The sequence below is a fragment of the Vibrio sp. KUL80 genome (assembly GCF_059725495.1).
This window is the reverse complement of the sequence record NZ_AP045841.1, coordinates 2,551,489-2,570,053: the sequence shown is the minus strand read 5'-3', so window position 1 is coordinate 2,570,053 and position 18,565 is coordinate 2,551,489. Positions and strand designations below refer to the sequence as shown.

Annotated in this window: 15 protein-coding genes and 2 tRNA genes; 10 read left to right on the top strand and 7 right to left on the bottom strand. The window is 45.9% G+C overall.

Annotated elements, in window-relative coordinates:
* Window positions 1-96 precede the first annotated feature (96 nt).
* From AC6I8U_RS11795 to AC6I8U_RS11780, 4 genes are all read left to right on the top strand, one after another.
* Window positions 97-1,830, top strand: a complete 1,734-nt coding sequence (locus AC6I8U_RS11795) for a glycoside hydrolase family 13 protein (RefSeq protein WP_498016994.1) — start codon at window positions 97-99, stop codon at window positions 1,828-1,830.
* A gap of 59 nt (window positions 1,831-1,889) precedes the next feature.
* On the top strand, window positions 1,890-3,518 hold the full coding sequence (locus AC6I8U_RS11790; protein WP_498016993.1) for a PTS transporter subunit IIBC: 1,629 nt from the start codon (window positions 1,890-1,892) through the stop codon (window positions 3,516-3,518).
* 86 nt (window positions 3,519-3,604) lie between these two features.
* Window positions 3,605-4,411: an endonuclease/exonuclease/phosphatase family protein gene (locus tag AC6I8U_RS11785; protein WP_498016992.1), complete on the top strand. Its 807-nt coding sequence runs from the start codon at window positions 3,605-3,607 to the stop codon at window positions 4,409-4,411.
* Between the two features lie 178 nt (window positions 4,412-4,589).
* The gene (locus AC6I8U_RS11780; protein WP_498016991.1) at window positions 4,590-5,057 is read left to right on the top strand and encodes a low molecular weight protein-tyrosine-phosphatase; all 468 of its coding nucleotides are present in this window, start codon (window positions 4,590-4,592) and stop codon (window positions 5,055-5,057) included.
* Window positions 5,058-5,163: 106 nt separating this feature from the next.
* Here the strand turns inward: AC6I8U_RS11780 and ansA are convergent, their stop codons facing one another.
* Together ansA and sppA are read right to left on the bottom strand one after the other, a co-directional pair.
* Window positions 5,164-6,177 carry an asparaginase gene (gene ansA, locus AC6I8U_RS11775; protein WP_498016990.1) on the bottom strand — a complete coding sequence of 338 codons (1,014 nt, stop codon included), beginning with the start codon at window positions 6,175-6,177 and terminating at the stop codon, window positions 5,164-5,166.
* Between the two features lie 110 nt (window positions 6,178-6,287).
* Window positions 6,288-8,141 carry a signal peptide peptidase SppA gene (gene sppA / locus AC6I8U_RS11770; protein WP_498016989.1) on the bottom strand — a complete coding sequence of 618 codons (1,854 nt, stop codon included), beginning with the start codon at window positions 8,139-8,141 and terminating at the stop codon, window positions 6,288-6,290.
* Window positions 8,142-8,438: 297 nt separating this feature from the next.
* Between sppA and AC6I8U_RS11765 the strand changes: the two genes are divergently transcribed.
* The 3 genes from AC6I8U_RS11765 (at window position 8,439) to AC6I8U_RS11755 (ending at window position 13,188) form a co-directional block, all read left to right on the top strand.
* Entirely contained in the window at window positions 8,439-10,442 is a 2,004-nt protein-coding gene (locus AC6I8U_RS11765; protein WP_498018357.1) for a 2,4-dienoyl-CoA reductase FMN-binding domain-containing protein, read from the top strand.
* A gap of 128 nt (window positions 10,443-10,570) precedes the next feature.
* Window positions 10,571-11,119 carry an NAD(P)H nitroreductase gene (locus AC6I8U_RS11760; protein ID WP_498016988.1) on the top strand — a complete coding sequence of 183 codons (549 nt, stop codon included), beginning with the start codon at window positions 10,571-10,573 and terminating at the stop codon, window positions 11,117-11,119.
* Window positions 11,120-11,238: 119 nt separating this feature from the next.
* Window positions 11,239-13,188: a DNA topoisomerase III gene (locus tag AC6I8U_RS11755; RefSeq protein WP_498016987.1), complete on the top strand. Its 1,950-nt coding sequence runs from the start codon at window positions 11,239-11,241 to the stop codon at window positions 13,186-13,188.
* 19 nt (window positions 13,189-13,207) lie between these two features.
* Here the strand turns inward: AC6I8U_RS11755 and AC6I8U_RS11750 are convergent, their stop codons facing one another.
* Window positions 13,208-13,894: an SDR family oxidoreductase gene (locus AC6I8U_RS11750; protein ID WP_498016986.1), complete on the bottom strand. Its 687-nt coding sequence runs from the start codon at window positions 13,892-13,894 to the stop codon at window positions 13,208-13,210.
* A gap of 69 nt (window positions 13,895-13,963) precedes the next feature.
* Here AC6I8U_RS11750 and AC6I8U_RS11745 point away from each other — a divergent pair, with 69 nt between their 5' ends.
* From AC6I8U_RS11745 to AC6I8U_RS11735, 3 genes are all read left to right on the top strand, one after another.
* Complete coding sequence (locus AC6I8U_RS11745) at window positions 13,964-14,881, top strand: histone deacetylase family protein (protein ID WP_498016985.1); 918 nt, start codon at window positions 13,964-13,966, stop codon at window positions 14,879-14,881.
* On the top strand, window positions 14,878-15,375 hold the full coding sequence (locus AC6I8U_RS11740) for an NUDIX domain-containing protein (protein ID WP_498016984.1): 498 nt from the start codon (window positions 14,878-14,880) through the stop codon (window positions 15,373-15,375). The genes AC6I8U_RS11745 and AC6I8U_RS11740 overlap by 4 nt, the downstream gene beginning before the upstream one ends.
* Window positions 15,376-15,477: 102 nt before the next feature.
* Window positions 15,478-15,681 (top strand): DUF2986 domain-containing protein, encoded by a 204-nt coding sequence (locus tag AC6I8U_RS11735; RefSeq protein WP_234494215.1) that lies wholly within the window; start codon window positions 15,478-15,480, stop codon window positions 15,679-15,681.
* Between the two features lie 47 nt (window positions 15,682-15,728).
* On the opposite strand, the gene AC6I8U_RS11730 is transcribed toward AC6I8U_RS11735, so the two are convergent.
* The 4 genes from AC6I8U_RS11730 to AC6I8U_RS11715 form a co-directional block, all read right to left on the bottom strand.
* Entirely contained in the window at window positions 15,729-16,223 is a 495-nt protein-coding gene (locus AC6I8U_RS11730; RefSeq protein ID WP_498016983.1) for a peptidylprolyl isomerase, read from the bottom strand.
* Window positions 16,224-16,334: 111 nt separating this feature from the next.
* Window positions 16,335-16,425, bottom strand: a tRNA-Ser gene (locus AC6I8U_RS11725).
* Between the two features lie 160 nt (window positions 16,426-16,585).
* A tRNA-Pro gene (locus AC6I8U_RS11720) sits at window positions 16,586-16,662 on the bottom strand.
* Window positions 16,663-16,727: 65 nt separating this feature from the next.
* The gene (locus AC6I8U_RS11715) at window positions 16,728-18,548 is read right to left on the bottom strand and encodes a DUF3413 domain-containing protein (RefSeq protein WP_498016982.1); all 1,821 of its coding nucleotides are present in this window, start codon (window positions 18,546-18,548) and stop codon (window positions 16,728-16,730) included.
* Between the last annotated feature and the right edge of the window lie 17 nt (window positions 18,549-18,565).

Genomic DNA, 18,565 nt, shown 5'->3' with positions numbered 1-18,565 from the left:
TATGAGGGGTATCTCACAGTTTCTTTGAAATTATATTGAGTCTAAACATAATACATTTAACCTCATGTGTTATCGATAACACATAGCCTAACATTGATGATTTGCGCCAATAACATACATTCAAGCCCACTCGAGTGGTGGAAAAAAGCGACCGCCTACCAAATTTATCCCCGTAGCTTTTATGATACGAACCAAGACGGTATTGGTGATATCAATGGAATCATTGCTAAGCTGGATTACCTAGCTGATTTGGGCATTGATTTAATATGGATTTGCCCATTCTATGCATCACCGAATGATGATAACGGCTACGACATTAGTGACTACCAAGCGATTCATCCTGACTTTGGAACCCTCGAGGATGTGGATAGACTGATCGCTGCTGCTCATACGCGTGGCATTCGCATCATTATGGATTTAGTGATCAACCACACCAGTGATGAACATCCATGGTTCATCGAATCTCGAGATAACAAAAATAGCCCTAAGCGCGATTGGTACATTTGGCGTGATGGTTGTGAGGCTACCGCTGAAAAACCGACTTGCGACCCAAACAACTGGGAAAGTATTTTTCATGGCAGTGCATGGGAATATGATAAAAAAACTGCACAGTACTACTTGCACCTATTTTCTAAAAAACAACCTGATCTGAATTGGGAAAATCCTGAAGTTAAGCAAGCACTATTTAAAATGATTCAATGGTGGTTGGAGCGCGGCATTGATGGTTTCCGTGTGGATGCCATTAGTCATATACAGAAACAACCAGGTTTACCTTCTTTACCCAATCCAAAGGGTGAAAAGTATGTCTCCTCGTTTGATTATCATATGAATGTGGCAGGTATTGAAAAGCATCTGCATGAGTTAAAAGAGCAGGCGTTTGATCCCTTTGACATTGTGACAGTGGGTGAGGCCAATGGCGTTACTGCCGATAACGCATTACCTTGGGTTGCCGAAGCGACCGAGCACGATGAAGGTGGTGTTTTCAACATGATTTTTCAGTTTGAACACATGAAGCTATGGTCGGAAGAAAAAAGCAACGAGCGTTTAGATCTGGTTGAGTTCAAACGCATTTTATCGCGTTGGCAAGATGCATTAGAAGGTAAAGGTTGGAATGCGCTTTATCTAGAAAACCACGATCAAGCTCGTAGTGTTGATACTTTTGCCGACCCTAACTCTAGGTATGCCAGTGCTACCGCATTAGCGAGTTGTTATTTCTTGATGAAAGGGACTCCGTTTATTTATCAGGGCCAAGAGATTGGTATGGTAAATCATCAGTTTACTTCTCTTGATGAATTTAATGATGTGTCTGCTAGAAACTTAATTCAAAAGCTATCTCAACAAGGTCAAAGCGATACAGATATCCTAGCCCTGTTAAATCAAGTATCCCGCGATCACAGTCGCTTGCCAATGCAATGGAATGACCAAGATTTTGGCGGTTTTTCTGAGGTGCAACCTTGGTTCTGGGTCAATCAACAGCGCGCAGATATCAACGTTGAGCAACAACAGAAAGATCCAAATTCGATTTTGAGTTTCTATAAGCAGTTGATTGCGCTGCGTAAGTCAAATGAAAGCTTAGTGGTTGGCCGTTATCAATTGCTGCTACCTAACGATCCTAGTATTTATGCTTATCAACGTGTAGCTCAAGATATGACATGGAGCATTATTACCAATTTAAGTCCACAAGAGAACGTCGTTGATATCGACTGCTCGCAATTAGGCGAGTTAGTACTTGATAATCAGAATATCAACAATGAACACGCTCGTTCAGATTTTATAGCGACGAAAATTGCTCCCGCTTATGCTGCATATATATTTGTAAGAAAACACTAATTTATATTTATCGCAGGGCCTTTATAAAGCTACCCTGCATTTAAAACAAGGAATCATTTATGAGTAAGTTACTGTCGTTTGATTTTTGGCAACGATTCGGGAAGTCCCTGATCGTTGTTATCGCGGTGATGCCAGCCGCGGGTATCATGATATCACTCGGTAAAGTTGTCGCAATGTATGCCGGTGGTGTTGGCGCCATTGAAACACTAGGCGCTATTATGGAAAACATAGGTTGGGGCGTCATCGTTAACCTTCACCTATTATTTGCTGTCGCTATCGGTGGTTCATGGGCTAAAGAACGAGCAGGGGGCGCATTTGCTGCTCTGATTGCTTTCATCTTAATCAACCGTATCACTGGTGTTATATTGGGCGTGGATAACGCTATGCTCAGTGATCCAGAGGCGGTTGTGATGAGCCTATTTGGTTCTGAGTTACCTGTCTCTCAATTCTTCACAAATATTTTGGGTGCTCCTGCTCTAAATATGGGTGTGTTTATCGGTATTATGTCTGGTTATTTAGGTGCCAACTTATTTAACCGCTATCATGACTTCGCTCGTTTGCCTCAAGCATTAGCATTTTTCAACGGTAAGCGTTTTGTACCTTTTGTCGTTATTTTCTATTCGATGATTATTGCGTTTGCTTTATCAATCGTATGGCCTTTAATTCAAGGTGCACTTAATGATTTTGGTCAATGGATTGCAACCTCTAAAGATACAGCACCGATCACTGCTCCTTTCTTATATGGTACGTTAGAGCGTTTATTATTGCCATTTGGTTTACACCACACGTTAACTATTCCAATGAACTACACCGAGTTGGGTGGTACTTATGAGCTTTTGACTGGGACGAATGCGGGCTCAAGTGTTTATGGTCAAGACCCATTATGGCTTGCTTGGGTGAGCGATCTAAATAATCTTAAATTAAGCGATCCGATAGCTTACCAACATCTACTAGATACGGTACATCCAGCACGTTTTAAGGCGGGCCAAGTTATTATCGCAGCGTCTTCATTGATTGGTATTGGCCTTGCCATGTATCACTGTGTTGATAGCGATAAGCGCGAACAATACAAGCCAATGTTTTTATCTGCGTGTCTTGCTGTGTTATTAACTGGTGTAACAGAGCCTATTGAATTCATGTTTATGTTTATTGCTCCTGTTTTGTATGTTGCGCATGCGGTGTTAACAGGGGTTGCATTTGCGTTAGTAGATGTGATGGACCTACGTGTACATGCCTTTGGTTTGATTGAATTAGTCACTCGTATACCTATGATGGCTTCAGCGGGCATCGGTGGTGACTTGGTTCGTTTCGCATTGGTTTCTATTGTTTTCTTTGGTGTTAACTATGGATTATTCCGTGTGCTTATTGTCAAACTTAAATTGCCAACACCGGGACGCATGGGTAACTACCTCGATGACAGTTCGGAATCCATGTCAGACGATGAGAAGATGGAAACTATCATTAAGAATTTAGGTGGCCGTACCAATATTGCTGAGATTGATGCTTGTATGACTCGCTTGCGCGTTACAGTTAATGATCCACAGTTGGTTGCCGAATATGAGTTATGGAAGCCGACGGGAGCACTTGGCGCTGTAATTAAAGAGCAAGGAGTACAAGTTATTTATGGTCCTGGAGTGGATGTCATTAAATCTAGATTGGTTGCGAAGTTTTCAGCACAACCAGCGTAGTTATTTCTCTATTTAGATAGAGTAACCTTGAAAAACGCAGCCTTGCGCTGCGTTTAACTCACTCCAAATAAATAAGTGAATAATAAATGAAGTTAATGACGCTAAATACCCATAGTTGGCAAGAAGAGAAACAGCTAGAAAAGTTGGATGTGGTAGCGCAAGCCATTATCGAGCAAGGGTGCGATGTCGTTGCATTACAAGAAGTGAATCAACATCAAGACAGCCCGGCTGTTGATGCCAATATATTAACCAATCACACTGTGCTCGCTGATAACTATGGTTACTTGTTACAGAAAAAGCTCATGGAATACGGTTATCACTACCAACTTACATGGGATTTCGTTCATCAAAGTTATGACGTATATCACGAGGGACTGGCGTTCTTGACGCGACTGCCGATTATCGAACATGAGGTCATTGACCTAAGCGATAACTATGACGTGAACTATTGGAAACATAGACGAGCAGTGCGTATTAAGGTCACTTCCCAACAAGGTGATTTCAATCTTTATAATTGTCATTGCGGCTGGTGGAATGACTCAGAGAACTCATTTGAGGATCAGTTCAAACGAATCAATGCAACATTAACCACAGAATTGAGCTTTCTATTAGGTGATTTCAACAACCCAAGCCATATACGCAATGAAGGTTATGATTATGTTTTACAGCGCGGATTGATAGATTGTTATGAAATAGCTGAAATTAAAGATGCTGGAACCACAGTAATTAAAAATATTGATGGTTGGGAAAAAAATAGCCAAGCGCTTCGGATTGATTTGGTTTTTAGTAATCAACCAGTAGTGGTAAAGCAGCATCAGGTGATTTTTAATGGCGATTTTTATCCGGTTGTGTCGGATCACTTTGGGGTTCTGATGGAAGTAGACATTACTTAATGTTTATTAACTTATCGCAGCTTATAAATCCACATTCTACAACCGGCCAAACCCCAAGAGTCCGTTTGGTGATTACTTATTGCTCTTCAAGATAATTAACCTGACAAGCACCTGATTTATCGACTAAAATTTCTTGTATCTTTGATGTGGTAATTGGCCGAATTTAGGTGCTAACTATATGAATAATAAAAAGAAACCATCGATTCTAGTTGTATGCATGGGCAACATCTGTCGCTCCCCGACAGGTGAAGCCGTATTGCGTGCTCGAGCAGAGCAAGCCGGTATTGACGTCGAAATTGATTCAGCGGGTACCATCGGTTATCACCAAGGCAATCCGCCAGATTCCAGAGCTAAAAAAGCAGGAGAGGCACGCGGTTACTCGTTTGCTGGCATCCGAGCAAGGCAGGTTACGGATGATGACTTTGAAGATTTCGATATGATTTTAGCGGCTGACAAAGATAACTTGGCTGATTTAAAGCAACGTTGTCCTCGCCATTTACAGCACAAACTCTCTCTATTTCTTAGTCATGGATCGTCTAGCTACAAAGAGATTCCAGATCCTTATTACGGCGGGGACCAAGGGTTTGAGTTGGTGTTGGACTTGATTGAGGACGCATCGGATAGTGTTCTTGCCAAGCTAGCTTAGGTGAGTATTACTAGACGCATAACTTAATTTTGAAGTCTCAGAACGAGAGGGTGTTGGCTACGTGCAGATATACACGCAGCCAATAAAAACGTTAGTGTCGAGTAGGCTATTTGCTCATCTCACCACGAAGAACTTCAAGCATTTGAGACTTAACTTCTTCGTAGCTAAGGTTTTGGCTCAGTAAGTAGTGCAGTTTCGCTAGGGCCGCCTCTGGGGTCATATCGAAGCCGCTGATTACACCCGCGTCAGCAAGTGCACAGCCTGTCGCATAACCGCCCATGTTGACCTTGCCCGCGAGACACTGAGTCAGGTTTACCACGATAACACCGCGCTCAGATGCTTCTTTAAGATGACCAAGCAGCTCAGGATTTTGCGGCGCGTTGCCGACACCGAAGGTCAATAGAATCATCGCATTAACTGGCTGAAGCAGGGTGTTGCGAATAACCTCATGGGAGATACCAGGGTACATGGTGATGACACCAATCGGCTGAGGCGTAATATCATGCACCTTAAACTCACCTTCCGGTGGTTTATTGATTTCAACGCCACTGCTTAGCTGAATGTTAATACCCGCTTCAAGCAATGGTGGTAGATTTGGTGACGTGAACGCGTTGAAGCCATCAGCGTGTGATTTAGTGCTGCGGTTACCGCGCATCAGCTGATTGTTGAAGAACAAAGTGACTTCATTGATTGGGTAGTTCGCCGCAATGTGCAGGGCATTCAAAAGGTTAGCCTGACCATCTGAGCGCAGCTCCGCGAGTGGGATCTGTGAGCCTGTCACAATCACAGGCTTACCTAAGTTCTCCAACATGAAAGAGAGTGCCGACGCTGTATACGCCATCGTGTCTGTACCATGCAGAATCACAAAACCATCATACCTGTCGTAGTTGTCGCGAATATCATCGGCGATTTGTTGCCAATCTGCAGGCGTCATATCAGATGAGTCGATCAGCGGCTCGTACTCATGGATAGTAAACTCTGGCATTTCTGGTCGATGGAACTCTGGCATGCTCGCCAATTGTTTTTCCATAAATCCAGCTACCGGAATGTAGCCATGATCGGACTTTTGCATGCCGATTGTGCCGCCAGTGTAGGCGATATAGATGTGTTTTCTCGTCATGACAGACATCACTTTGTTAGTCGGGGGAACAGGTGGGGGCGATTATAACCAAAACAAATAAAAGAGCCACCAATCGGTGGCTCTGAATCACGGTTTTGCTAATGAGGCCTCTACTGGACGTTACAAGTCAGGCACAGCACGTAGTGACCTTTCGGGTCATTGAAGCTCTCCATGAGCGAAGCATGTTGCTTAAGCTCGTTTGCCACAGGCAATAAGCTTTGTGGGATCCAAGAAGAGATATCAAGTCCCAAACTCACATGTACTTGCTTCATCAAGTCTTGCACAAATTGTTGTGCCGGGCTTAGTGGCTCTTCAACAAACATCACATCGTATTGCTCTAAGCTTGCTAACTCGGCCGCAAGCGCAACCGCATCGTCAAAGTCGCCAATCTTATCAATAAGACCGTGGTCAAGTGCGTCTTGTCCTGTCCATACTCGGCCCTGCGCTACATCATCGACTTCTGTCACGGACATATCGCGATTATCAGACACTAGTGAGATAAAGCGTTTGTAACCATGCTCGATACCCATTTGGAAGGCTTGTGAAGCGCCTTCATTGATGCCTCGAGTGATCCCTACGCCGGAGAATGGCGTCGTACCGACACCATCAGTATTGACGCCAATATTGTTGAGACCTTTTTCGAAGGTGGTTATGACGCTAAAGATACCGATCGAGCCCGTAATCGTGGTTGGCTGTGCCATGATTTGCGATGCACTCATGGAGATCCAATAACCACCAGATGCTGCCACACTTGACATCGAAACGACGACAGGTTTGCCGGCGTCTTTTAGTGCCTGAACTTCGTTACGAATCACTTCGGACGCAAATGCGCTGCCCCCCGGGCTATCAACGCGAAGTACCACAGATTTTACACTGTCATCCTCACGGGCTTGTTTGAGAAGCGCTGCTGTTGTGTCACCACCTATGGTGCCGCGTGGCTGCTCACCATCCATAATTGACCCGCTTGCAACAACAACGGCTACTTGGCTATCTGGATTGTCAGGAAAATCAAAAGGTACTGACGCGAGGTATTCATAGTAACCCACTGCGTTGAAGCCGCCGTCACCGTCGCTGCCGAATTCTTCGACCATAGCTTCGTTAACTTGCTGCTTAGTCGCGAGCTCATCAACCAACCCCATCTCTTTAGATAGCGCCGCTAGATCACCATCTACGTTTTTGAGTGACGCCAAGAAATCATCCATGCTCGGCGTTAGCACACCTGGGTCAATTTCACGATTGGTTGAAACATCATCGACATAGGCTCCCCATAGCTGCCCAACCCAACGAGTTGCATTGGCTTTAGCGTCTTCAGACATATCGTCACGAAGGAAAGGCTCGACAGCAGATTTGTAGGTTCCGACACGAAAAACATGAGTCGTTACGTCGAGCTTTTCGAGAAGCGTCTTAAAGTACATAGAGTATGCGCTGTAGCCTTTGACTAACACTGCGCCATCTGGCGCCAGATAGACTTTGTCTGCATAGCTCGCCAGATAGTATTGGCTTTGGTTGTAGAACGCGCCGTAGGCATACACGGGTTTACCGGTTGCTTTGAATTCGTTGATCGCTTTAGCGATGTAACGCAGTTTCGTCAGGCTGGTTTCTGGCATGTCACGGAGTGATAGCACCAGTCCGGTCACTTTCTCATCTTGCGACGCGTGACGAATGGTATCGACAACATCGAACAGCACATTTTCTTTAGGAAGATCTTGCCCAAACAGCGAACCCGTAAACGAATCCATCGGGTTAACGTAGGTGCTTTGCTCAACTATTGGTCCAGATAGATTCATAACCAACGCAGACGCTTTGGTTTCGACTTTTGCAGGTGCGTCGCTTTGCGTCAAAGCAAAGTAAAACACAGCGATCATGGCGAAGAAAAACAGATTCACAATGGCAAGTCTAGTGAAGTTAATTAACTTCCATATGCCTTTGAAAATCATACCTATAAAACGGAATACTTTTTTCATTGTCTCTCCACATCACACGTCAGGTGAGTGTTCATTTCCCTAAACATCAATTACTAGTGTAGCGCTGAGGTTAATAATTCGCTGTATGAATAGTGTAATTGTACGTGTAAGTTGCCGATATCTATCAGCGAGGGGTTAAGTGAATATAAATTAGAGACTTAACATACTAGATGAAGTTCAAAGATTCAGAAAGTTTTTCTGCTTATGTTGTCAGAATGTAAACGCTAGTTTGATTTTTTAACCTTTCCATAATATTCTGGTCAGACCACAACAAAAACAATGGAAGTGATGTCAGCCATGTACCCGAACTTACTTAAGCCACTGGATTTAGGATTCACTCAACTCAAGAACCGAGTACTTATGGGATCAATGCACACTGGTCTCGAAGAGCACAAAGAAGGTTTACATAAGCTCGCTGCATTCTATGAAGAGCGTGCAAAAGGTGGAGTTGGGCTGATAGTAACAGGCGGTTTTGCGCCTAACCTTCGCGGTCGACTTGCACCATTTGCGGCAGAATTTAGTAAGCCGAAACATGCCAAAGCACACAAAGTGGTGACAGAAGCAGTTCATAAGCATGGCGGTAAGATAGCACTGCAAATCCTTCACGCAGGTCGCTATGGCTATCATCCATTTTCACAAAGTGCTTCCAAGATTAAATCACCGATTACCCCTTTTGCTCCAAGTGAAATGAGCAGTCGCCAGATCTGGAAAACCATTGATGCTTACGCTAACAGCGCTGCTCTCGCAAGAGAGGCGGGCTACGACGGTGTGGAAATCATGGGCTCGGAAGGCTATTTCATCAACCAATTCATCTGCCAGCGCACAAACGTCCGTTATGATGAATGGGGTGGCAGCTACGACAACCGTATTCGCTTACCGCTCGAGATAGTCAAAGCCGTGCGTGCTGCCGTGGGTGAAGATTTCATTATTATTTTCCGCCTTTCCATGCTGGACTTAGTTGAGCAAGGTAGTACTTTTGAAGAGGTGGTGCAGCTCGGTAAAGCACTAGAGCAAGCAGGCGTGACCATAATCAACACCGGCATTGGTTGGCACGAAGCGAAGGTTCCAACAATTGCAACCCAAGTGCCGCGCGGCGCCTTTACGTGGGTGACAGAGAAGATTCGCCCGCACCTTTCTATCCCTGTTATTACGACTAACCGAATCAACACCCCCGATGAAGCCGAGCGCATACTTTCATCCGGTCATGCCGATATGGTTTCTATGGCGAGACCGTTCTTGGCCGATCCACATTTTGTTGCCAAAGCCGAGCAGGGTGAGGCGCATTTCATTAATACGTGTATCGGTTGTAACCAAGCGTGTTTGGACAACGCCTTTAAAGGCAAGCGAGCGACCTGTTTAGTCAACCCACAAGCGTGTTACGAGACCGACTTGATTATTAAAAAGACGGTGAACAGCAAAAACATTGCAGTTGTTGGGGCAGGGCCTGCGGGACTCGCTTGTGCAACCACACTGGCTGAGAAGGGGCATTCGGTTGACCTATTCGAGAAGAATGATCGCATTGGTGGTCAGTTCCGACTTGCCATGCAGATACCAGGTAAAGAAGAGTTTAGAGAAACGATTCGCTACTTCGCCAACCGTATCGCCCAAACTGGCGTTAAGCTCCACCTAGAGACCGAAGCCACCGCTGATCTGCTGAAAGAATACGATGAAGTCGTGATGGCGACCGGTGTGAAACCGAGAATGCCTAAAATGGAAGGTATCGACAATAAAGATAAGGTTATCGACTATCAAACAGTGATTCGTGACAAGACGTATCTAGGCGAAAATGTCGCTATTATGGGCGCTGGTGGTATTGGTATTGATATCGCAAGTATGATTACCGAGCCCCAAGGTCAGACTCTGGATGACTGGTTATACGAATGGGGTATCGATAAAAACCTTGAACACCCTGGTGGGCTGTATCCGTTCCCAGATTCAACGACCAGTACTAACGTGTGGGTGATGCAGCGTAAAGAAGGGCGAGTCGGTAAAGGTCCTGGTAAGACAACGGGCTGGATACACAAGAAGACGCTTGAAAAACGGGGTGTGCATCTACTTGGTGGTGTGTCTTATGACAAGATCGATGACAAGGGTCTACACATTACCGTCAAAGGAGAGTCGAAATTGATTCCGGCGGACAAGGTAGTGATATGTGCGGGACAAGAATCCGTCAAGCCGTTTGAAAATGAGTGGCCAGATTTCGGTGAAAAACTGCACGTCATTGGAGGAGCTGACTATGCTGGTGAGCTTGATGCAGTGCGCGCAATTCGCCAAGGTGTGGAGCTGGCAGCCAAGCTGTAGTGTCTCATTTAAGCTATTTTCGGAAGAGGCAACAGGTCACTAATTGAGATCGGTTCTCATTGTAAGTGCGTAGACGTTAACACTTTGTTATTATAACGACAAGATAATAACCATAAGAGGGACGCGTTATGGATGCTTTAGACCTGTTGCTCAACCGACGTTCAATTGCCAAACTTTCAGACCCCGCGCCAGAAGGGGTCGCTCTAGAAAATATCATTAAAGCGGGGCTACGTGCCCCAGACCATGCTGGTCTCACGCCTTGGCGTTTTGTATTAGCACAAGGGGAAGGCAGACAAAAACTCGCCAATATCCTGAGCGAAGCCGCCACACTCGCAGGCAGTGAGCAAGCGGTGATTGATAAGGCTCAAAAAGCGCCGTTTCGAGCGCCACTCGTTATCACAGTGATCGCTAAGGTGACGCCACACGACAAAGTACCTGCAATGGAGCAGTATCTTTCAGCCGGGTGTGCGGTACAGGCGATGCAGATGGCTGCCGTTGCTCAGGGCTTTCAAGCGTTTTGGCGCTCAGGCAAGTGGATGTTTGATGATCATGTTCGTCAGGCATTTAAGTTGGAGGGGCAAGATCAGATCGTCGGTTTCCTCTACGTTGGCACCCCTGGCTGCACACCAATGAAAGTACCCGAGCGAGAACTAGGTAAATTCGTTCACTTTCTTTAAAGCGATACCTTCTTAGAAGGGGCCCCAAAACTAACTGGCTATTTATACAGTTTTTTCTTGATTCTCAAAGGTAAGCTTAGTTAAGCTTACCTTTATTATTTCTAGAAACCGCCACATCTATGACACGTCTCTTTATTGCAGAAAAACCTAGCCTCGGCCGAGCTATTGCGGCTGCATTACCTAATCCTCAGAAGAAAGGCGATGGTTTTATCCAATGTGGCAATGGTGACGTAGTGACCTGGTGCATTGGTCACTTGTTGGAACAAGTTGAGCCAGATGCTTACGATGAGCGTTACAAAAAGTGGAATTTAGCGGACCTGCCTATTGTTCCTCAGCAATGGCAACTGCGTCCTCGAAAGAGCGCTTCTAAGCAGCTTACAGCGGTGAAAAAGCTGCTCAAGACCGCAACCACAATAGTTAATGCAGGTGACCCAGATAGAGAAGGGCAGCTGCTGGTGGATGAGGTTATTGATTACTGTAAGGTCTCAAAAGCCAAAAAAGAGTCAGCGCAGCGACTTCTTATCAGCGACTTGAACTTGCCTGCGGTAAAAAAGGCGCTCAACGGGATGAGAATGAACAGAGAGTTTATTCCTCTCTCAGTGTCTGCGCTTGCACGCTCTCGCGCCGATTGGTTGTATGGAATGAACATGTCTCGCGCATACACCTTATTGGGTCAAAAAGCGGGTTACCAAGGCGTACTCTCTGTTGGCCGAGTTCAAACGCCAGTTCTGGGGTTAGTGGTTCGCCGTGATGAAGAAATCGAAAACTTCATTCCTAAAGACTATTTCACGTTGCATGCATTGATCCCATATCAAGACACCGGTCCTGCTTTTGATATTCGAGCTAAATGGCGTCCAAGTGAGGCGTGTAAACCGTGGCAGGATGAGGAAGGTCGCGTACTCAATCGCAAATTGGTCGAGAACGTGGCTGAGCGTATTAAAGGTCAATCCGCTAAAGTGGTTAAGTCGGAACACAAGTCGACGAAGCAAAATGCCCCCTTACCGTATTCTCTGTCAGCGCTGCAGATTGACGCCGCAAAGCGCTACAACATGAGTGCTCAACAGGTATTGGATGTCTGTCAGGCATTGTATGAGAAACACAAGCTCATCACCTATCCACGCTCCGATAACCGCTACCTTCCTAAAGATCACTTCTACCAAGCGAATGACGTGCTCGCAGCAATAAAGAACAACAGCAAAGAATACGCCTCGGCAGTAGATAACGCAGATAGCAGTCGTAAATCCAAGGCTTGGAATGACAGCAAAGTCGACGCGCACCACGCGATCATCCCCACGCCAAAGAAAACCAGCATGGTATTGTCTGGGTTTGAGGAAAAGGTTTACGGTCTGATCGCGAGACAATACGTGATGCAGTTTTACCCGCCTGCCGTCTATGCAGAAGCGATGCTGGAATTTGACATTCAGGGTGGGCAATTTGTGGCTAAAGGTAAGCGTCTTCAAGAGCCTGGCTGGCGTGCGTTGTTAGGCAATAGTGCCAATGACCAAGAAGAGGGTGTCGATGCGGTTCCGCCGTTAGAAGTCGGTACGGTTCTCACTTGTCGTGAAGGTGAGATTGGTGAGAAGAAAACCGAGCCACCAAGACATTTCACTGAGGCAACTCTGCTACAAGCGATGACAGGCATCAGTCGTTTCGTTGAAGATAAATCCCTTAAGAAAATCCTTCGCGACACCGATGGTATTGGCACAGAAGCCACGCGCGCAGGCATCTTAGATACACTGTTCAAACGTCAGCTATTGAAACGCCAAGGGAAGTCAGTACTCAGCACGCCTGCAGGTCGCGGACTTATTCACGCCCTGCCAGATGAATCAACGTACCCAGATATGACGGCTCATTGGGAATTTCAGCTGCAAGGTATGGCGGAGAAGACGCAGTCATATGGTCCGTTTATGTCGGAGCTTAACGGCAAGCTTGATCAATTAATGAATCAAGTTAAAACGGGCCCCGTTCCTGAGTCGTTAAGGAATTTGCCGAAAGTCGAAAAACCCGCATTTAAAAAGTACAAAAAACGCCGCAGTGCGGGTGGAACCGCAAAGCGACGTAGTAAGTAACATTAGATTTGGTGGTTAGTTACCAAGGTAGCTCCGCCCCATCATAGTTAAGAAAGCGTCCTGAATCAGCGATAGAGGCTTGGCGGATAACGTTAAACAGCCCTTGCGCGGAGGTTGTCGTTGAGATCAGCGCGTTGGGTCCGCCCATTTCGGTCTGTACCCAGCCTGGATGCAGCGCTAAAACGGTAAACCCTTGCGAGGATAGGTCATTGCTCAGGCTCTTCACTACCGAGTTAAGTGCTGCTTTTGAAGAGCGATAGATATAGCCGCCACCTGAGGTGTTTTCTGTCATGCTTCCTACCTTTGACGAGAGGCAAGCAATCATCTTAGTGGGTGAGTTTTGAAGCTTGGGATAAAGTAGCTCAACCAATTTAAGTGGCGCTATTGTGTTGATCTCAAGTACTTTGCGCCATTCATCTAAGTCCGTGTTTCCAAACCCATAGCCTTTCGGACCGTAGTAGCCAGCATTGTTTATAAAAATATCGAGGTCAGGTAGCGTTTGCGCTAATTTTGCGACAGCCTCGTAATGGGTTACATCCAGCGTGTAAGTCGATAGGTGAGATTCGCTGACTTCTAATGAGAGAAGCTCAAGGGCGTCACTAGGACTTCGATAGGTGGCGTGGACTTGATACCCAGACTCTAAATACTTTTTCGTCAGGGCGAGACCGATACCACGATTGGCTCCAGTAATGAATACGGTTTTCATGTTGCTCTCCTAGCGCTAGTATGACGCGTGACCTTTTTAATTCAGACGTTTAATTGAGAATAGAATACTTTGATTCCATTGATCTATCACCCTATTTACTCAGCGCTCGATCTCCCCGAAGGGCACCGCTATCCAATTCGTAAGTATGAATTGTTGTATAAGGCGATATTAGAGGCATACCCCGAGACATCGTGGTCACCCTTTCAGTTCTTCAAGCCAAGTGCTGTGAGCGCCGAAACAATTAAACAGACCCACTGTGGTGACTATACCGATGATTTAGTACTAGGGACGCTGCCAGCAGCGAAAATGCGCCGTATTGGCTTTCCTTGGAGTGAGCGGCTGATAGAACGCACGTTGACCTCTACGGGCGGCACGATGTTGACGGTCGAAAAAGCATTTGAACAAGGCATTGCCATCCATTTGAGCGGAGGCTATCACCACGCTCATTTTAATTATGGCAGTGGCTTTTGCTTGTTTAATGACCTAGCGGTTGCTGCACGACATGCCCTCACGCGAGGAGCGGATAAGGTACTAATTGTTGATAGTGACGTTCACCACGGAGATGGCACAGCCTCCCTGATGAACGACAATCCAAATATCGTAACGCTGTCATTACACTGTGATAAGAACTTCCCTGCGCGCAAACCGAATTCTGATTTTGATGTCCCATTCTCACGAGGAACGAAAGACAAAGAATTTTTAGAGGGCTTTCAACAAGTGGTCCAGCTTGCACTCGATCTCCATCAACCTGATATCGTCATATTTGATGCTGGTGTAGACATTCACCAAGATGATGAGCTTGGTTTTCTGGAGGTGAGTCTCGAGGGTATTAAAGCGCGTGATAGTTGGATGCTGTCGACCTGCTACCGACGAGGCATTCCGATTGCGTGTGTGATAGGGGGAGGTTATCGCAGTCAACATGCTGATTTAGTACCGATTCATTATTCACTGATCGAGGCAGCAGCCCAACTTAAGGAGATTCCATGAAACATCGCATTCGTGCTGCAGGGATAGCAGTTAAAGATAATTGTGTTTTGATGCTGCGAGTTCAAGACCCTTACTCAGGCGAGTATTGGATTCCCCCGGGCGGTGGTTTTGAAAAGGGTGATGTCAGTACCAAGCAGGGCTTGAAGCGAGAATTTAAAGAAGAGACCAATCTGGATGTTGAGGTGGGTGAGCTCATTTGCGTTCGGGAGTTTTATGAAACCTCCGCCGAGCGCTACCATGTCGAGCTCTTTTATCACATTACAGATTGGACAGGTGACGCCAACTTGCAGAATCTGCAAGGTTTAAACGATGAGGAGTATATTCAGGAAGTCGTCTGGCTACCTATCGAAAAGCTCTCTGAGTATAAAACCTTTCCAGCCAATCTTTGTGAAGAGGTGCTGCCAATCATTGAAAAGGGTCATTACGCCAAGCATTTAGGTAGTTATGTTCAAGGCGAAGGTGAGAGCCTCAACCGTCTTGACGGTAACGAGTGACTCACTGAATCGGCTACAAAGCTACGCCACTATGGATAAATACAGCGTAGAGCGCTATGATGCGCAGCCAAAGTTGACCTGCTAGACCATGAAGAGCCCGATATGAACAGGAAAAAGAAGATCAATCAGATCTTGAAAGCCAAAGCCAAGAAAGCCAATGCGAAAAAGCAGAAGAGCAACAAGCCGCGTTATATCTCGAAGGCTGAGCGTGCCAAAATGGAAGCAGAAGAGGCATCGAGCCCAGAGTTGGTTGCTGATGCTCAACCGACAAACGATGAACAGAATGAAAAAGGCGCTACTGAGTAGCGCCTTTACTGTATCTGGGCGGTGCTATTGAGACCGACCTCGTCAACTTAATCGACGATAGTGACCTTTTCTATCTTGATGGTATCAAGCGGCACGTCTTCATGACCCTTCTTAATGCCTGTCATGGCTTTCCCTATGTTATTGACGATATCCATGCCAGATGTCACTTTTCCGAATACAGCGTAGCCCCAACCGTTGTTGGTTTTCGCGGTATGGTCTAAAAAGTCGTTGTCCTCAAGGTTAATAAAGAACTGTGCTGTGGCCGAATGAGGGGCGTCGGTGCGAGCGAAAGCAATAGTGCCCGTCGTGTTTTTTAGTCCGCGATTTGCTTCATTGGCAATGGGAGCGTGAGTATCCTTTTCGGTCATATCTTCAGTGTGACCACCACCCTGAATCATAAAGCCGTCAATCACGCGATGGAAAATCGTGCCTTCATAGAATCCCTCTTCACAATAACGGAGAAAGTTCTTTGAACTCACTGGTGCTCGTTCCATGTTTAGCTCAATTTCGATGTCGCCATAGGTGGTGGTTAAGATAATCATTGTATGTTCTCTGAGGTGGGGTTGTAGCTGATTGTAGCAGGTTTCAAGAACTAGGTATTGAAGGGCTAGAAATGAAAAAAGCCGCTGAATAATCAGCGGCTTCTTCGAATGTGGCGGAGAGATAGGGATTTGAACCCTAGAACCGCTATTAACGGTTGCCGGTTTTCAAGACCGGTGCTTTCGACCACTCAGCCATCTCTCCGTGTTGATGCGCATAATAATGGGCATCTCACTGTTTGTAAACCCTTAATTTTACTGTTTGCTTTAATTATAAGCAGTTGAGGCAAATTAATGGTTTGGGTGTCTAAAAACTACACATATGAGTAGTAAAAAGCCCCAAGATTTCTCTTGGGGCTGAAATATGGTCGGACTGACTGGATTTGAACCAGCGACCCCCGACACCCCATGACGGTGCGCTACCAAGCTGCGCTACAGTCCGATGGGATCAATCTAAACCAGAGTGTTTTGCTGGTCAAGGGTTTATATCACGTTTAACTGCTTGATTTACTGACTCTTTGAGTAGAAACGCTGCAGCTCAGTAAAGCCTTGCATCAAGATAGGTAGCTTGGGGTTCTTATCTCTAATGCGATCGTAGTTTTCATCGTAAAGGCTATAGTTACCAAATTTATCGACAACGGTTGTCTCTTTACTGGTTATTAGGGCGAGTTCGCGAGTATCGCCAGCAATGATCCATTTACGCTTACGTTCATCAAACAGGTTACGACCGCTACTGTAGTTTTTCGCGCTGGTCGAAACACCACTTAAGTCTTCCATTATTGTCGCTGCCAAATCCAAATGACTTGTCATATGGGTATAATCAGCGGCCAGTTTCCCAGGCCAGTGGATGACCATAGGTACGCGCAACTGATACTGACTATAGTTGGTGTTTGATCCCCAGCTACGTGTCTTCGTTTCGTTGAACTCTGTACCGTGATTCGACGTTAGGATGACCACGGTGTTACTCATTAGGTTTTGGTCGACTAGAGTTTGTAGAATCTTGCCAAACTCAGCGTCTGCTGCTGCGGCGGCGGCAGAGTAAGCACTAACAAAACGCTGTTCAGCAGTCAGTGCATCAGAGTCTGGTTGGTAGTCACTGAAGTTGTCTACCGTAGTCAGTTCTATGAAACTAAACCATGGTTTGTTTGAGCCATTAATGATGGCATCACTCCACTGCTCAATAGCCGCATTATCAGAAATGCTTCTATCAAGTGTCTCCGACTCGGTTGCGGTTAAGTCGGCCATTGGGAATTTTCTGAAGATGGTTTCGCTATAAAGGTCATCTTCGAAGTTATCGCCACTGAAAAGCTCAAAGCGATAGCCTTGATTCGCTAGAATGGACATCATCAGCGGCTCAGAGCCCTGAGCTTTGATGCTGCTGGCATAACTGCTCGGCAGACCGTACATCAATCCAAACGCACCAAAATCATCGTTACTCGAACTGTAATGATTCACAAAGTTTTGATTGTTCAACGCAAAACCGTATGCAACCGGCATGTTTTGCGGGTTGAGCATGTCGGCACGCAAATTGTTGATACTAACCACGAGTACATTGAGGTTTTCAGAGCGACGGTTGAACTCGATTTCAGTTAAAGGGTAACTAACGAGGTCGGCAGCACCTTCATTGTCTCTAAGCTTTTGAAGGTATTCGTCTCTATCTAATAGACCGTGTTTTTCCATAAAGGATTTAGCCGTCATTGGATACGATAGAGGAAAGTTCGCTTTCTGAACAGTGATCGGGTTATAGAAAAATGCATCCGCCCACATGAAGATCATATGGCTTGCGATAAAGCAGACGAAGAAAAGTGCAGCAATTGGGCGCCCGACGTGCTTGTGAGACAGTTTACGTTGTTTGCGCCACACCCATTCAGCGAGCGCTAACTGCGCTAGGAATATAGGTGGCAACACGATAAATAAGTGCTGAAGATCGGAGCTGATCGGACTCGTATCATCGCTGAATAAGAGATCCCAAACGACAGGTGATAGGTGGAGATTTATCGTTTGATAGGCTTGCGTGTCTATAAGTAGGACAGTCAAACCAAAGGTGGCAAAACAGACGGCGAGTAATCTAAACAGTTTTCGCGACGGTACAATAAAGGTGAGCGGGAAGAGCACCAAGAGGTACAGCGCAAAAACTAAAAATCCGAAGTGACCAATCCATGAGGCGAGCAGATAGACTTGCCCAAACAAAGTGTCGGGCCACGGCGAGGCAGCAATATAACGCGTACCGATGAGCATCGCCGCGATAATATTAAAAAACGCAAACCAGTGTCCCCAGCCTACTAGGCGAGACACTCTTTCTCCGTATGAATTTCCGCTATCTACCATCTGCCGTTCAGTCTATC

What these genes read in the sequence shown, in the direction of transcription:
- AC6I8U_RS11795 (WP_498016994.1), top strand. Translation starts at nt 97, where the DNA reads ATGATTTGCGCCAATAACATACATTCAAGCCCACTCGAGTGGTGGAAA.
- AC6I8U_RS11790 (WP_498016993.1), top strand. Translation starts at nt 1,890, where the DNA reads ATGAGTAAGTTACTGTCGTTTGATTTTTGGCAACGATTCGGGAAGTCC.
- AC6I8U_RS11785 (WP_498016992.1), top strand. Translation starts at nt 3,605, where the DNA reads ATGAAGTTAATGACGCTAAATACCCATAGTTGGCAAGAAGAGAAACAG.
- AC6I8U_RS11780 (WP_498016991.1), top strand. Translation starts at nt 4,590, where the DNA reads ATGAATAATAAAAAGAAACCATCGATTCTAGTTGTATGCATGGGCAAC.
- ansA (WP_498016990.1), bottom strand. Translation starts at nt 6,177, where the DNA reads ATGACGAGAAAACACATCTATATCGCCTACACTGGCGGCACAATCGGC.
- sppA (WP_498016989.1), bottom strand. Translation starts at nt 8,141, where the DNA reads ATGAAAAAAGTATTCCGTTTTATAGGTATGATTTTCAAAGGCATATGG.
- AC6I8U_RS11765 (WP_498018357.1), top strand. Translation starts at nt 8,439, where the DNA reads ATGTACCCGAACTTACTTAAGCCACTGGATTTAGGATTCACTCAACTC.
- AC6I8U_RS11760 (WP_498016988.1), top strand. Translation starts at nt 10,571, where the DNA reads ATGGATGCTTTAGACCTGTTGCTCAACCGACGTTCAATTGCCAAACTT.
- AC6I8U_RS11755 (WP_498016987.1), top strand. Translation starts at nt 11,239, where the DNA reads ATGACACGTCTCTTTATTGCAGAAAAACCTAGCCTCGGCCGAGCTATT.
- AC6I8U_RS11750 (WP_498016986.1), bottom strand. Translation starts at nt 13,894, where the DNA reads ATGAAAACCGTATTCATTACTGGAGCCAATCGTGGTATCGGTCTCGCC.
- AC6I8U_RS11740 (WP_498016984.1), top strand. Translation starts at nt 14,878, where the DNA reads ATGAAACATCGCATTCGTGCTGCAGGGATAGCAGTTAAAGATAATTGT.
- AC6I8U_RS11735 (WP_234494215.1), top strand. Translation starts at nt 15,478, where the DNA reads ATGAACAGGAAAAAGAAGATCAATCAGATCTTGAAAGCCAAAGCCAAG.
- AC6I8U_RS11730 (WP_498016983.1), bottom strand. Translation starts at nt 16,223, where the DNA reads ATGATTATCTTAACCACCACCTATGGCGACATCGAAATTGAGCTAAAC.
- AC6I8U_RS11715 (WP_498016982.1), bottom strand. Translation starts at nt 18,548, where the DNA reads ATGGTAGATAGCGGAAATTCATACGGAGAAAGAGTGTCTCGCCTAGTA.